Origin of the sequence: Pseudoalteromonas sp. MM1, assembly GCF_030296835.1 — a bacterium.
Taxonomy (GTDB): Bacteria; Pseudomonadota; Gammaproteobacteria; order Enterobacterales; family Alteromonadaceae; genus Pseudoalteromonas.
Genome location: NZ_AP027922.1, coordinates 3,545,044 through 3,560,320, shown reverse-complemented (window position 1 = coordinate 3,560,320; position 15,277 = coordinate 3,545,044). Strand labels below are relative to the sequence as shown.

Genomic DNA, 15,277 nt, shown 5'->3' with positions numbered 1-15,277 from the left:
AATCAAATGAGTAGAGCAGGAATACAGTGGTTCCCTGGGCACATGAATAAAGCCCGTAATGAGATTAAAGAAATAATGCCGCAAATGGATGTGATCATTGAAGTGCTTGATGCACGCATTCCTTACAGTAGTGAAAACCCTATGGTAACCACGCTTCGTGAAGGCAAGCCGGTCATTAAAATTTTAAATAAGGCGGATTTAGCTGACCCCAAAATGACCCAGGCATGGAAAGACTATTTTGAGCAAGAAAGTGGCGTTAAAGCCATTGCGTTTGGTCATGATAAAGCTGCTGAGGTGCACCGTATTAATGAGCTGTGTAAAAAATTGGTGCCACATAAAGTGGGTGCTGATAAGCAAATTAAAGCCATGATTATGGGTATTCCAAACGTGGGTAAATCTACGTTAATTAATGTATTAGCTGGGCGCATAGTGGCAAAAACAGGTAACGAGCCTGCGGTAACAAAAGCACAGCAGCGCATTAAACTTGAAGACGGCATTATGCTTTACGACACGCCAGGTATGCTGTGGCCTAAAGTAGAAAACGAGAACTCGGGTTACCGCTTAGGCGCTACAGGTGCAATACGCGACACCGCGCTTGAATATGAAGATGTGGCAAGCTATACGGCAGAGTATTTATTGAAAGCTTATCCTGAGCTTTTAAAAGCACGTTATAAAATCGATGAACTGCCAGAAAGTGATTGGGAGTTTGTAGAAATGGCCGGTAAAAAGCGCGGCTGTATTCGTGGTGGAAACCAAATAGATACTTATAAAATGTCTGAAATACTCATAAACGAGCTTCGTGATGGCATTATTGGCCGCATCACCATGGAAACCCCTGCCATGCGTGAAGAGGAAGAAATTATGGTCGTAGGATTGCGCGCCGCTGCAGAAGCTAAAAAAGCCGCTAAAGAAGAAGAGAAAAAACAGCGCCGTGCACGTGCACGCAAAAACCGCCGTTAATGGATTAATTTATGTGAGCATGTTGCTTACTAAATTACAGACATAAAAAAAGCCCGTAAGGGCTTTTTTAGTTTCATATCTACCGTCACCGATATGAGCAATGTAGCAAGTAAAATAGTAGGGCGGTTACTTATCATCAACATCAAGGGGCGTTGCGGTTCATAACAAGTAACCATAGCTGTTTACGTGCGCCACACGTTGTTTCAGGGTCGAGAAACAAATTAGTTCATTCCGTCACAAGTGGGTATGCATTCCCGCCTTGTTGATATTGATTATCAGTTAGATCTAATTAACTGTCAACACCTAAATGCAAATAATTCTTATTTTATTTAGTTTGTTTTTTATTCAGGTTTCAGGGCGATTACTTGTGCTGGTTTTTAGTCATTTAAGAATTTCATATATAATTCGAAAGCATCGAAAATAGGCAAATCGACTCGAGTTTTTTTATAAAAAAGTATTTTCTGTGTAATAAAAAGGCAATTAAATAGCTATAGAGAGGCAAGATATTTATAGTTTTAAGTGTTTTTAATCAAAATTAACGGGCTGGCGGCAGATTATTACGGCGTCAGTATTGTGCACTACGAAGGTGGTTACAAAATAATTAAGTAACTGAGCGCTCTTCAGATTAAAAGAATAAAACGCATTATTTTTAATGGGTTACATAATAATCAGTGCTATTTAACCTGTACGTGATGTAAATCTAAAAAAATTTTATTGAATTGATTGCATTTTAAGCGACTTGTATGGTGATGTTCGCTTTAAGTAATGCTATACTCCCGCCGAATAATTTATCGACTTTATTAAGAGTAAAATAATGGCAGATTTATCGAAGTACAGAAACATTGGTATTTTCGCGCACGTTGATGCGGGTAAAACCACTACTACTGAGCGTATCCTGAAGCTTACAGGTACTATCCATAAAACAGGTGAGGTTCATGATGGTGAATCTACTACTGACTTCATGGATCAAGAAGCTGAGCGCGGTATTACTATCCAGTCTGCGGCAGTAAGCTGTTTCTGGAAAGATCACCGTTTCAACGTTATCGATACTCCTGGACACGTTGACTTCACAGTTGAAGTTTACCGTTCACTTAAAGTATTAGACGGCGGTGTTGGTGTATTCTGTGGTTCTGGTGGTGTTGAGCCACAATCAGAAACTAACTGGCGTTACGCTAACGAATCAGAAGTTGCACGTATTATCTTCGTAAACAAATTAGACCGTATGGGTGCTGATTTTTACCGTGTAACTGAGCAAGTACGTAACGTACTTGGTGCTGTACCACTAGTTATGACTCTACCAATCGGTATCGAAGACGATTTCGTTGGTGTTGTAGACGTACTAGAGAAAAAAGCATACGTTTGGGATGACACTGGTCTTCCTGAAAACTACGAAATTCAAGACGTTCCTGCCGATATGGTAGACAAAGTTGAAGAATACCACGAAATGCTTATCGAAACTGCTGTTGAGCAAGACGATGACCTAATGGAAGCTTACATGGAAGGTGAAGTACCTTCTATTGCAGATATTAAACGTTGTATCCGTAAAGGTACTCGTGATCTTGCTTTCTTCCCTACATTCTGTGGTTCTGCATTCAAAAACAAAGGTGTTCAACTAGTACTTGACGCTGTTGTTGATTACTTACCTGCGCCTACAGAAGTTGATCCTCAACCTCTTATGGACGAAGAAGGTAACGAAAATGGTGAATTCGCAATCGTATCTGCTGATGAGCCGTTCAAAGCGTTAGCATTTAAGATCATGGATGACCGTTTTGGTGCATTAACATTCGTACGTATATACTCTGGTAAACTTAACAAGGGTGATACTATCCTTAATGCGTTTACTGGTAAAACTGAGCGTGTTGGCCGTATGGTTGAGATGCAAGCTGACGAGCGTAAAGAGTTAACTTCAGCACAAGCTGGTGACATCATTGCAATCGTAGGTATGAAAAACGTACAAACAGGTCACACACTATGTGATCCTAAGCACCCAGTTACACTTGAGCCAATGGTATTCCCAACGCCAGTAATCTCGATTGCTGTACAGCCTAAAGATAAAGGCGGTAATGAGAAAATGGGTATTGCTATCGGTAAAATGGTTGCAGAAGATCCATCTTTCCAAGTTGAGACTGATGAAGATTCAGGCGAAACTATCCTTAAAGGTATGGGTGAGCTTCACTTAGATATCAAAGTAGATATTCTTAAGCGTACTTACGGCGTAGACCTTATTGTTGGTCAACCACAGGTTGCTTACCGTGAAACTATCACTCGTGAAATCGAAGATAGCTACACGCATAAGAAACAATCTGGTGGTTCTGGTCAGTTCGGTAAAATTGATTACCGTATTAAGCCAGGCGAGGCGAATTCAGGCTTCACGTTCACTTCATCAGTTGTTGGTGGTAACGTGCCTAAAGAATTCTGGCCTGCAGTTGAGAAAGGCTTTAAGTCAATGATGAACGAAGGTGTTCTAGCTGGCTTCCCAGTACTTGACGTTGAAGTAGAGCTTTTCGACGGTGGCTTCCACGCCGTGGATTCATCTGCAATCGCATTCGAAATCGCTGCTAAAGGCGCTTTCCGTCAATCGATCCCTAAAGCGGGTGCACAACTTCTTGAGCCAATCATGAAAGTTGACGTATTCACTCCGGAAGATCATGTTGGTGACGTAATCGGTGACCTTAACCGTCGTCGTGGTATGCTAAGCAACCAAGAAGCTGGTTTAACAGGCGTTCGTATTAAAGCAGACGTTCCGTTATCAGAAATGTTCGGTTACATCGGTTCACTACGTACAATGACATCTGGTCGTGGTCAGTTCTCTATGGAGTTCTCACACTACGCAGCTTGTCCACAAAACGTTGCTGACACTGTAATCGCTGCAGAAAAAGAGAAAAAAGCAGCTAAGTAATTAGCTTTTTTACTCTGAAAAAACCCGCACATGTTGCGGGTTTTTTATTGCCTACGATTTAATTAATCACTGAGCTAGCGACTCTAAAAAGCTGTAATACCAACAATGGCAGCCTAAATAAAAATGGTAGAGTAGGTGATGTTATTTAAGCGAAGTGACCGTAGGAGCAATGGTTGCTTAGTTTTGCAAAGAGTACGTAAGAGCGTTTACTTGATGCAGTAAGTTTTATACCAACCCGCATTTAAAAACTCTTATTTACGACTGCATGGATGCAGAAGGTAGAGCAGTGCAGGAGCGATTGCAAAGAACAACTAAATAGCGATTTTTTTGCTTTGATATCAATACTTTTCACCATCCCTAAAATAGATTGTTTAATTAAGTGGATTGGCATTACTTGGGTTAGTTATAAAAGGGCAGTTATATAGCAGTTTGTTTAAGGTATAAAAAAAGGAGCATGAATGCTCCTTTTTTTATTTAGTGCGTGCCGATTGCGCTAATTAAACTTCTTAATTGCTTTAGCTCTTAGCGCTTTCATCTTTGGCAAGCGAGGCTTATTAAAGCTTTGTATTGGCATAACCACTAAATGCTCTTGTGGTAGGGCTGGCACCGTTTTAGGGTATTGCCCAGGCTCTGGTACCGAAATCTCTTTTAAATGCACTTTAAGGTTGTTTAGCATAGGGTCGTTATCAACTTCGCTTGGGCAAATAAATATCCCCATTTTACGAAGCTGCACACCTAATTTAATGCTACTGGTGTAGCGTATAATCGGAGCACCTAACAATAGACCAAGTAATATAGGCGATAACCACCAAAAGAATACAGGCGTAAAGTAATAGGCTGTAGCGCCCCATACTATGGCAACTAAGGTAGAAAATAGTGTGTAATTAAACGCTTCTTTCCACGGTACCATACGCCCTTCGCGTGGCTGTGCATCCCACTTAACTTTTTTACCTAAAAATACACACACTACAAAGTAGGCATGAAACACCATCATAAGTGGTGCCACAATAATGGCAAATACAGTCTCTATTATTGAGCCTAGTATTAATTTAAATGAGCCACCAAAGCGCTTATTTCTGTGTATGAGCGTAACTATTACACCCATTAATTTAGGCACCAGTAATATAATAATGGTTAAGTAAAGTAGTGAGTCTATTAGCTCTGTTTTAGCTATTTGCCACGTTGGGAATAACTGATAAACCCGGTTAAAGTACACATCGCTGTTTAATGCGCGGGTTACTGCATCTATGGTGCTCAGTGCTAGCATAGATAGCCAAATAAGCGATGAAATATAAGCGGTTGCACCTAATAAAAAGTGAAACTTACTCATTAACTTTAATTTAGACGAACCTAGTAAGCCAAGGTGCTGAATGTTACCTTGAACCCAACGTCTGTCGCGTATGGCATAATCTAAAATGTTGCTTGGTACTTCTTCGTAGCTACCTTCAATATCGCTTAGTAGTAACACATCCCAACCTGCACTGTGAAGTAGTGAAGCTTCTACAAAGTCATGGCTTAAAATTTCTCCTCCAAATGGAGCATTGCCTTCAAGCGTAGGTAAACCACAATAGTTAATAAATGCTTCTACGCGAATAATCGCATTGTGGCCCCAATAGTTGGCTTTGTCGGTTTGCCAAAAAGCAGACCCCGTTGCCAACATTGGGCTGTAAAGCACAGAGGCAAATTGTAAAAAACGACCAAAGTAGGTGTCTTGACGAACCGGGATAGGGATAGTTTGAATTAAACCAGCTTGCGGGTTGTTGATCATGCTAGTGGTTAGCTCTAGCATACACTTACCCGTCATTACGCTGTCGGCATCAAGTACGATCATGTGATCGTATTGGCTGCCCCAGCGCTCACAAAAGTCGGTTAAATTACCTACTTTACGGTGTTTATTATCTTCACGGCGACGATAAAAAACCTGTTTTGCAGTATCGCCTAATCGCTCACATAAAGCATGCCACGCGCTTAATTCGTTTTGTGCTATTTCAGGGTCTTGCGTGTCGCTCAATAAATAAAAGTCAAAATTAGCAAGTTGGCCTGTCTCTTTTAGCGATTGTAAGCTCACTTCAAAGCCAGCAATAACACGGTGCGTGTCTTCGTTATAAATAGGCATAACCACGGCTGTTTTTTGCTGTGCAAGTGCGGCATTATCAAACTCAATAGGTTTGATGCGTTTTAAGGTGAGTGGGTCAATACGAAATAATTGCAATACAAACCCTATAGTACCACTACAAAACGCTGTAACAATCCATGCAAAGGTGATTGAAAATAAAACCAATAGTGCGTATTCAAGCAAGGTCATCCCGTTTGAGCTTAAAATCTCAAACATAATGGAGATGCCGTACCCTGAGACCGTAAGTGCTGCAATAGCAAATAACCATACGCGCAGTGTTTTAAATGGCATTGGCGTGCCTTTTCCTTTATTACTTGATGTCATTTGGGTACCAAACATAGCTCCATACCTCACTAATTTCTTTATCACGAAGTTTTAACGATAAACGCATATCTACGGGTTGTTCGTCCTGAGGTGCAATTTTAAACGCCACACGCCAACCCAGCGATTTAGGAAGTTTTTGCACTGATACGTCCCTTACCTCACCTGTTGTTAGCTGAATGTCGGCTTTCAGTGTCAGCTTTTCAGACAGGTTGTTTAAATCGGGTCCTGCAAAGTCAACGGTAAACTGACGATGGCTTTGCGGTGGTGGGTTATCTTCACCCGGCAGCGCTGCACTACCAATACGTGTGCGTGTTACACGGGCTTTTTCATGCTGAGTTAAATGGGCGTTAAAAGTGCTCATTTTGTAGCTTAGCTTTAATGAATCGCCTGCTTTCATTGGTTTTTCTGGCACCCAGTAACTTACTATATTGTCGTTTGTTTCTGTGTCTGTTGGTATTTCTACTAGCTCAACTCGGCCATTCCCCCACTCACCTTGTGGCTCTATCCACAGGCTTGGGCGGTCGTGGTAGTGAGCTTCAGTATCTAAGTAGTTATTAAAGTCACGGTCGCGCTGTGCTAAACCAAACCCCTTAGGGTTGGTGTACGAAAACGAGGTGACGCTTAACTGTGACGGGTTGTTAAGCGGTCGCCATACCCATTTGTTATCAGCTGATTGTGTTAATAAGCCGTCGGAGTCGTGCACTTCTGGGCGGTAGTCATCAAAAAACTTAGTACTGTTTTCACCGTGATAAAACATACTCGTTAAAGGCGCTACACCCAGCTTTTTAATATCTTTACGGGCAAAAATTTGCATATCTACATCAACTAGCATGCTGGTTGTTGGGTCAATATCAAACTTGTAGGCGCCTGAAACCGAAGGGCTATCTAGCAATGCAAAAATAGTGATGTTAGCTTGCTCAGCTTTAGGTTTTACAAGCCAAAACTCTTTAAATGTAGGAAATTCTTCGCCTGATGTTTCGGCTGTATCGATTGCTAATCCGCGTGCTGATAAACCATATACTTGATTAGGGCCAACAACTCTAAAATAAGAAGCACCTTGAAATACCATCACCTCATCTTTGTATTCGTTTGTATTGAGAGGGTAGTGTAGTCGAAAGCCTGCATGACCAAGCTGTGTACCAGCAACGCTTTTGGCTATTTCATCTTTTAACGGTGCGGCTGTACCGTCGTATTGATAAAAATCAGTACTAAAAGGTAGGCGGTTACGTTTTGAATCGCCTTCTACAGTGTTAATCGTTACCGGCGTTTTATATAAAAAACCAGGGTGAAAGAGTTGTATTTCATACAGCCCTTCATCTTTCCACACTGATTTGTCCTGCTTAAAACGAATTGAGCGGTAATCTTGATAATCAATGTTATTTAACGCATCTAACTCTATATTTTTTGGAGAGGCATATTCTTGTTCGGCTAGTTTTTTAGCACGAGCGCTAATTACTTCAAATAGGCTTTCTTGCGGTATAGCTGCATCAACACTTGCTGCTATTGCTTGCGTGCTGTAGCCCCAGCTAGAAAAAATAAAAAGTAGACCCAATAATGGCGTCGCTTTTTTCTGCCAAGTAGGAGGTGTTTGGGTTAATTGTTTCATTTTCATTCCTTTATAAAAACACGACTTATTTTTACGCTTAGGGTTTGTTACTTAACTACTACACAAGGGTGGTGAACTTATGGTGCAACTTTTAATCCGTAAATAAAGTGTTTACATTTCAACAGTTAAATTTATTTAAAAGAGCTTTAACTACAACTTATGTGTAAAAAACACTCACTTAATGTATTTGTTGCGCGGCTAATTCTATTAATAGTTAATAAACGGTATGGAAGATATTAAAGGTTGTTTACTGAAGCTTGTCTGAATTACATTTTTATAAGCATAAAAAAAGCCGCAAAAATGCGGCTTTAAAATAAATCACTCGTTATTTTTTCTTAAATCTGCGCACTAATGAAAGTGGTGCTAATAAAAGAGATAACCAAAGCAGTGAGCCCGAGTCGTTATCGTCATCACCACGTAGGTTGTTTACTCTTACAACAACCGTTTGTGCTTCAGATACGTTACCCACACTATCTTCTGCTTGTACTGTAAGAGTAATACGGTTTTCAAACTCGTAATCTACTTCGCTTGCAACAATTAACTGCCCTTGCTCGTTAATTGATACAGAGTCGTTACCCGATACAATAAATTTAACCACAGGTGATACATCAGCATTAGGATCGCTAAAATCAAGTGTGCCAATCACAGTGCCTATTGCGCTGTTTTCATCCACTGTGAATATTTGATCAGGTGCAATTACCGGTGTTTGCTCTTCAGGGGTAAGTACTACCTCAGATTTAATATCAATAATGACTGGGTCGTGATCAGATGCACGGTACGGACCTTCTGCATATAGCGTAGATTGATGACCTTCGCTCTTAAACTCTAGGTTGTAATCAAGCACGATAGGCTCATCGGCGTTTATATGCCAATCATTTGCTGCAACAACTTTGCCTAGTAAAGACTCGGTTGCTAAAGCATGGTCAAGACTACCTGCACGGCCAGAGAAGCTATAAGAGTAGCTTAGCGTATCGCCATTAAGCTCTGCGACTACGTTTTTATAGCCTTTTTCATCAAACTTACGAATTGGATCTTCCATTGCATAAGCGTTCATATCACCAACAAGAATGATATCTTCATCATCTACGCCTGTAGGTTTGCCATCTAGCCAGTCGGTAAACGCATCAGCAGCTTCGGTACGAATTTCATTCCAACAACCTTGGCCATCACCTAGGTCGTCGTTGTTACCCTCTCCACAGCTTCCTTTAGATTTAAGGTGAGCAACTGAAACAGTAAATACTTCATCTGTTGAAAGTGACTTAAAGCTTTGCGCAATAGGTGCGCGGTTGCTGTAATCAAATGGGTAATCAGTAGTAATAGCGGCTGTGCCTACTTCTTCTACTTTATCAGCACGGTAAATAAGCGCAGTAGTAATTGCATCGGTACCAATTTGGGCTACGTTAAAATCTACAAACGCGTAGTTGTTAGCACTGTCGGCATCGTTTAATGCATTGACTAAACTTGCAATAGCGCTAAATTCACCAAAACCATCGTTTTCAATTTCCATTAAGCCAACAACATCTGCCTGCATTGCACTAATAGCGCTAACAAGTTTAGCCTCTTGGCGTACAAATTCTTCTTCTGAGTCTGCACCTCGGCTGGTAGGGAATCCACCGCCTTGGCCATCACCATTAAAGTAGTTAAGTACGTTAAAGCTAGCAACTCGTAGGTCGGCTTCTTCATTTTGCTCTGGCGCATCTTCACGTGCATTAGTCGCTATAAACTGCGGTGTAACCGTTGGGTGAATGCGATAGGTGCTAAAGCTATATGCAACTACACCTGTTACCGCGTTAACCGTATCGCCAGTACGTAGCGTGTTTTCTGCCGATAAACCTGCAGCTGGGTATGCAGAAGGATCAGAGTTTTGAGCTGTAGAGCCATCATCTAATAAGATTTTTTTAGTTAAGTTAGCCGCTTCAACAGCATTGGCTGCATCGCCAGGTAAAGCAACTTGCGTACCTTGGTACAGACGCTCTGTTGCAAGTTCTACTTCACCATAGCGACCTAAGCCATAGTTGTTTGTAACAACTAATGTTTGATCTAGGCTTACAAGCATACCTTCGTAGGCTTCTAGGTCGGCTTGGTTATTTAGAGGTAAGCTTATAGAAGTTGCAGTAGCTACTTCGTCAGTACCACATACTGCAATTTGTGTTACATCTGCTAATTGTGTTGAGTTGTAGTATTCATCAACCGTACCTTGTACGCGTACGTGGTCACCTACATTTACATCGGTATCGGTAAAGTATACAAATAGACCTTCAGAGGTCATTGGGTCGTTATCTACATCTGCTGCAAGCGAGGTCACAAAGAAACCATCTAAGCCATCTTCACCTTGAAAATCAGCGGTAACAATACCTTCAATTTCAACAAGGGTATTAACTAATGGGCTTGCATCACCTGCACCTTGCACAGCGCTAATGAGCGTTTTATCTGCGCCACATACAAGCGGCTCTAGTGGTTCTGGCTCAGGGTCTGGCGCAGGAGCTGTACCACCGTCGCCAGCGTGTGAGCCTAAGCCGTCAAAGGTATCAATATCAAACTGTTCCCACTCATCGCTCGGATTAAAAGTTGCAGTTGAGTCAGTTCGACCCGTTGTAATGCTATTTTTTCTTCGTAAGGTTTTATTTTGAGTTTGAACGGTATCATCAGACCAAAAAGAGCCAGGATCAACACCCACTTGGCCAAAGCTATCAACAACCACACCATCTTTAGTTAAAACAAGGGCATCGTCACCGTTGTAGTAAGTTACTGTGCTAGTTGTGTCAGCAATATCAAGTATCTCAGCGGCTGCACCGGGGTTTGAAATGATATAGGTGGTATTGGCAGCCAATGTGCCTGTTAAATCAATTGAGTTGCCAACCGAACTACTACCATTTGAATAAAGGCCTAACGTATACCCTTCAAGAGAAAGCTCGGTATCAGCATTGTTATAAAGCTCAATCGCTTTATTGTTGCTGCTGCCTTCAATGTATTCAGAAATGATTAGATCGGCGGAGGCTGGTGCACTGAGGCTTGCTAATACAAGCGCCAGTGGCGTTATTTTCGTTTTTAACATTTTTTATTATTCCCGTGTATTTAAATCCCAAAATGGGACACCAGTTTAGGCAATCTAAATGACAAAAAGAATACAAATATGTTAATGATTGTAAAAAAATTAAGGCGGCGTACCGCCTTTGATAACATGTTTACTTATTTTGCAGCCATTGCGCGGCCTGCTTGGCAAAATACGTTAAAATACCATCCGCTCCGGCGCGTTTAAATGCCAGTAAAGATTCCATAATCGTGGCCTCTTCACTCAACCAGCCGTTATCGATTGCCGCTTTGTGCATTGCATATTCGCCACTAACCTGATATGCGAAAGTAGGTACACCAAATTCATCTTTAACCCGGCGGACAATATCAAGGTACGGCATACCGGGTTTCACCATCACCATGTCGGCGCCTTCTTGTAAATCAAGAGCCACTTCACGAATTGCCTCATCAGAATTGGCAGGATCCATTTGATACGTTTTTTTGTCGGCCCCTTTTAAGTTACCTGCAGAGCCAACAGCGTCTCTAAACGGCCCATAATAGCTAGAGGCATATTTAGCTGAGTAAGCCATTATGCGAGTGTGAATATGTCCATCTGCTTCAAGTGCTTCGCGGATAGCACCAATACGGCCATCCATCATGTCAGAAGGTGCAACCACATCTGCCCCTGCCTCGGCGTGCGAAAGCGCCTGTTTAACAAGAATTTCAGTGGTTATGTCATTAATTACATAACCTTCATCATCAATAATGCCGTCTTGGCCATGAGTAGTAAATGGGTCAAGGGCTACATCGGTAATAACCCCAAGCTCAGGAAAAGCTTCTTTTAAAGCGCGCACTGTACGTTGTGCTAAGCCATCTTCACTGTAGGCCTCTTCGGCCATCAAAGATTTTTTGTCAGCAGGGGTGACCGGAAAAATAGCGACGGCAGGTATACCTAAATCAACTAATTCTTTAGCTTCTTCGAGCAGTAAATCAATCGATAAGCGCTCAATTGCGGGCATCGATTCAATTGCTTCACGGCGGTTTTTACCTTCAAGTACAAATACCGGAAAAATTAAATCATTTACCGATAGTTGGTTTTCGGCCATTAAACGGCGAGAGAAATCGCTACGGCGCATTCTACGCATGCGGGTATATGGGAAAAGGTCGAGTCCTGATTGGGCCATGTTACTAAGCTCCTACTGTGGGATTGGAAAACTAATTACTTGATTTCGGCCATGTTGTTTAGCGAAATAGAGCGCTTTATCTGCGCCGTCTGTAAATAGCTCAGGGTTACTAATATCGTCTATAACAGCGCTGTTTACGCCAGCACTAATGGTTACTTTTACGGATGTTCCGGCTACGTTTACGGTATTACTCTCTACGGCTTGGCGAATTTTTTGGGCAATAACAACCGCCCCTTCTTTTGGGGTGTTAGGCAGTAAAACAACAAACTCTTCGCCTCCGTAGCGAGCCACTTCATCCAAAGGGCGTTTTAAATGCTGTTTTATAATGTCGGCTACAGCGCGTATAACTTGGTCGCCAGTTAAGTGCCCGTAGTTATCATTTACGCGTTTAAACCGGTCTATATCGAGCATAATTATACTCAAAGGCGTTTGTTCACGGCGAGAGCGACGCAGTTCCATCACTAATTTTTTATCAAAAAAGCGACGATTTTTAACGCCACTCAGCGCGTCTTCCATATTAAGTAGCTCAAGCTCGCGGTTTTTATCTTCTAGTTCGCGCAAAGTGACTTGTAGTTCAAAGGTACGCTCATCAACTAACGACTCTAATTCTTTTTGTGTTTGGGCTTGCAGCGCGAGTCGCTCGTTCAATAGTGTATCTTGGGCTGCATTTTCAGCAATCAAGGTTTGTTGAGCAATAACTTGTTCATCACGCTCTAAAATAAAGCGCTTCATAACGCCATAACATAGGCAAAATGTACTACCAAAAAAGCATATAAAAACAAAAGCTAAGCTACTTCTACCTAAAGGGTATAAGCCAAATACAGCAACAATAAGATACACCATAACAAGTAAAAATAGCATAAGTGCAATTAGCAGTGCTTTAACTGGTTTTGAAGGCGCGTTTTGCTGGCAGATATAGGCGCTTACCAAGCAATAAATAATAACAATCGGGGTCGCCAGTAAGCTAAAAGGGGTAAACACTGTGCTAGGTAAAGCCCACATAAACAGCAGGCTAATTGCGTAAATATTAGTAACAATGGTTTGCCATTTTAGTAGTTTAGAGGCCTTAGGTTGACACAGTTGTTTTTGTAGCGGCACAAAAATAAGCGTAGTGAGCATGAGTAAAACAGGTATCATTACTTGCTGTAATGATGGCGAATTAGGATGGAAATAACGCGCGCCAAAACCACACAAATAAGCCAGTAACACACCTAGGGTTAGTGTAATAATGCCTGCATAAGCAAAATACACCTTGCGCGAAAATCCGTATAAAACTAAACAACTCATAGCCAATGAAAATAAAAAGCCTATGAGCAAGCCGTAAATTAAATTAAGTTTACCCTTATGCGCTAGGTAGGCATCTGGCTGCCACAACGTCAGCGGTATGCGCAGCCCTGCGCCATTAGTAACCTTGATTATTACGGTGCTAGTACTATTTGCCGGCAACCTCAATTTTGCTAATAAAGACTCGCTTTTTATTATCCGTGATGAGAGTTTAAAGCTATCGCCAGTTTGTGTGTGTGAGAGCAGTGCTGAATTATAAAAATGAAAAATATGCGCTTTATTTAACAGCGGGTTATCGAGCGATAAAATAGGGCTTATATTGTTATTCAAGGTATTTTTAACTGTAAACTTGACCCATACAGAGCGTTGTTCAAACCCTAAATTTAATGGCTTATCGTTTATTGTTTGCCAGTCGTTAACCTCAAAATAGGCATTGTTTGCTGTGGTGGGCGCAAACGAATAGCTTAAGGAGTCTATTTTTATGGATTTAAAATTGTCAGCAATAACGGGGTTTGCAAAACTGTAAAATGAACAAAGGAGCATAAATAGGCTAAATAGCGCCTTTGGGCTTGTCATTAGCGACCTGCTTTATCAAATAAACTATAAAAGTTAGCCGTAGTATGGTTGGCAACAGTACTTGGTTCAACATTATAAAGCTCAGCGAGTGTTTCACATACATAGCTAAGATAAGCGGGCTCATTTTTACGTGATTTAGGTTTGGGGGTAATTGTGCGTGGAATTAAAAAAGGCGCGTCAGTTTCTATTAATAACCGCTCAAGCGGGATACTAGGCACCAGTTGTTGTAATGCTTTACCGCGGCGCTCGTCACATACCCATCCAGTAATGCCAATATAAAGGCCTAATTCTAAATAGTGTTTCAGTGCTTGAGCATTGCCTGTAAAGCAATGCAGCACGCCACGTATGTTATAGTTAGCCAAAATATTCAGCATATCTTCGCTTGCGTCACGTTCGTGTAAATAAACAGGTAAGTTTAGTTTTTCAGCTAACGCTAACTGGCGTTTTAATACGCTGCGCTGAATATCACGAGGTGAAAAATCGCGATTATAATCAAGCCCACACTCACCAATGGCTACAACGCAATCGTTATTAGCAAGTTGCGTTAAAGTGATTTCAAGTTCATCGGTGGCGTCTTTAGCGTCATGTGGGTGTACGCCAGCGGTAGAAAACTGATTATATTGTTTTGCTAATATAAGCGATTGCTCACTACTAGGTACATCGCAGCCAATCAGTAACATAGCTTGTACGCCCGCGGCATTTGCGCGGGCAATAATAGCTTGATGCTCACCTTCAAACTGGTGATTGGTTAAATTAACGCCGGCATCAACTAACGTGTAGGTCATTACTGAGTGCGCTTCACACGAATAGAACGGTTTTGACCATCTTTACGAAGTAAAAAAGAATTAAATACACCGCGGCTAATAACCACTGTATCTGACTCTTTTAATTTAAGACTGTCAGAGCCAATTTGACGCCATTGCTGATCGTTATCAAGGGTAATAATTAGCTCGCCATAAGGGGCTTTTCTTACTGATGATACTGACGCGGTGATGTTTTCTTCTTTATCTTTAGTGATCTCTTTATGCTCAAGGCCAAAATCATCTGCTTTAGCTGCAGGCGCAGCTTTTGATACAGCGGCCACAGGTGCGCTTACATTTGGCGATACATTCGTTACCGCTTTAGGCGGGGTTAATGTTTTTTTCTCACTAGGCTTAGTAAGCGGTTTACCTGCTACTGTGTTGTCGTAGCATAGTAAGCGGTTAAAGTCGTTTTCAATAAAGCTACATGCTTGCAAAGCTTGCACGTTAATTTCTTGCGCTGCATAAGTAGGCGCGCTTAGTAAAACCAGTAGTGAGAGTAGTTGTTTTTTCATT

General features: G+C 41.6%; 9 protein-coding genes. 2 read left to right on the top strand and 7 right to left on the bottom strand.

Translation table 11 applies throughout. The annotated features are described in order from the left end of the window. Positions 1–6: 6 nt before the first annotated feature. Positions 7–960, top strand: a complete 954-nt coding sequence (gene ylqF, locus QUE46_RS16150; RefSeq protein WP_286245608.1) for a ribosome biogenesis GTPase YlqF — start codon at positions 7–9, stop codon at positions 958–960. An 814-nt stretch (positions 961–1,774) separates the two neighbouring features. After that, on the top strand, positions 1,775–3,859 hold the full coding sequence (gene fusA, locus QUE46_RS16145; RefSeq protein WP_286245607.1) for an elongation factor G: 2,085 nt from the start codon (positions 1,775–1,777) through the stop codon (positions 3,857–3,859). 493 nt (positions 3,860–4,352) lie between these two features. Here the strand turns inward: fusA and mdoH are convergent, their stop codons facing one another. The 7 genes from mdoH to QUE46_RS16110 all read right to left on the bottom strand — a co-directional run bounded on the left by mdoH (position 4,353) and on the right by QUE46_RS16110 (position 15,276). Continuing rightward, positions 4,353–6,314 (bottom strand): glucans biosynthesis glucosyltransferase MdoH, encoded by a 1,962-nt coding sequence (mdoH, locus tag QUE46_RS16140; RefSeq protein ID WP_286245606.1) that lies wholly within the window; start codon positions 6,312–6,314, stop codon positions 4,353–4,355. Next, positions 6,286–7,905, bottom strand: a complete 1,620-nt coding sequence (locus QUE46_RS16135; protein WP_286245605.1) for a glucan biosynthesis protein G — start codon at positions 7,903–7,905, stop codon at positions 6,286–6,288. Before QUE46_RS16135 ends, mdoH begins: the two co-directional genes overlap by 29 nt. 325 nt (positions 7,906–8,230) lie before the next feature. After that, positions 8,231–10,960: an ExeM/NucH family extracellular endonuclease gene (locus QUE46_RS16130; protein ID WP_286245604.1), complete on the bottom strand. Its 2,730-nt coding sequence runs from the start codon at positions 10,958–10,960 to the stop codon at positions 8,231–8,233. 130 nt (positions 10,961–11,090) lie between these two features. Next, on the bottom strand, positions 11,091–12,101 hold the full coding sequence (gene hemB, locus QUE46_RS16125) for a porphobilinogen synthase (RefSeq protein ID WP_286245603.1): 1,011 nt from the start codon (positions 12,099–12,101) through the stop codon (positions 11,091–11,093). Between the two features lie 12 nt (positions 12,102–12,113). Continuing rightward, positions 12,114–13,961, bottom strand: a complete 1,848-nt coding sequence (locus QUE46_RS16120; RefSeq protein WP_286245602.1) for a diguanylate cyclase — start codon at positions 13,959–13,961, stop codon at positions 12,114–12,116. Then, positions 13,961–14,746 (bottom strand): TatD family hydrolase, encoded by a 786-nt coding sequence (locus QUE46_RS16115; RefSeq protein WP_286245601.1) that lies wholly within the window; start codon positions 14,744–14,746, stop codon positions 13,961–13,963. The genes QUE46_RS16120 and QUE46_RS16115 overlap by 1 nt, the downstream gene beginning before the upstream one ends. After that, positions 14,746–15,276: a hypothetical protein gene (locus QUE46_RS16110; protein ID WP_286245600.1), complete on the bottom strand. Its 531-nt coding sequence runs from the start codon at positions 15,274–15,276 to the stop codon at positions 14,746–14,748. The genes QUE46_RS16115 and QUE46_RS16110 overlap by 1 nt, the downstream gene beginning before the upstream one ends. Position 15,277 lies beyond the last annotated feature (1 nt).

Bases quoted from the DNA above. Each gene is read 5' to 3' on its own strand.
- ylqF (WP_286245608.1), top strand. From the start codon at position 7: ATGAGTAGAGCAGGAATACAGTGGTTCCCTGGGCACATGAATAAAGCC.
- fusA (WP_286245607.1), top strand. From the start codon at position 1,775: ATGGCAGATTTATCGAAGTACAGAAACATTGGTATTTTCGCGCACGTT.
- mdoH (WP_286245606.1), bottom strand. From the start codon at position 6,314: ATGTTTGGTACCCAAATGACATCAAGTAATAAAGGAAAAGGCACGCCA.
- hemB (WP_286245603.1), bottom strand. From the start codon at position 12,101: ATGGCCCAATCAGGACTCGACCTTTTCCCATATACCCGCATGCGTAGA.
- QUE46_RS16110 (WP_286245600.1), bottom strand. From the start codon at position 15,276: ATGAAAAAACAACTACTCTCACTACTGGTTTTACTAAGCGCGCCTACT.
- QUE46_RS16130 (WP_286245604.1), bottom strand. From the start codon at position 10,960: ATGTTAAAAACGAAAATAACGCCACTGGCGCTTGTATTAGCAAGCCTC.
- QUE46_RS16115 (WP_286245601.1), bottom strand. From the start codon at position 14,746: ATGACCTACACGTTAGTTGATGCCGGCGTTAATTTAACCAATCACCAG.
- QUE46_RS16135 (WP_286245605.1), bottom strand. From the start codon at position 7,905: ATGAAACAATTAACCCAAACACCTCCTACTTGGCAGAAAAAAGCGACG.
- QUE46_RS16120 (WP_286245602.1), bottom strand. From the start codon at position 13,961: ATGACAAGCCCAAAGGCGCTATTTAGCCTATTTATGCTCCTTTGTTCA.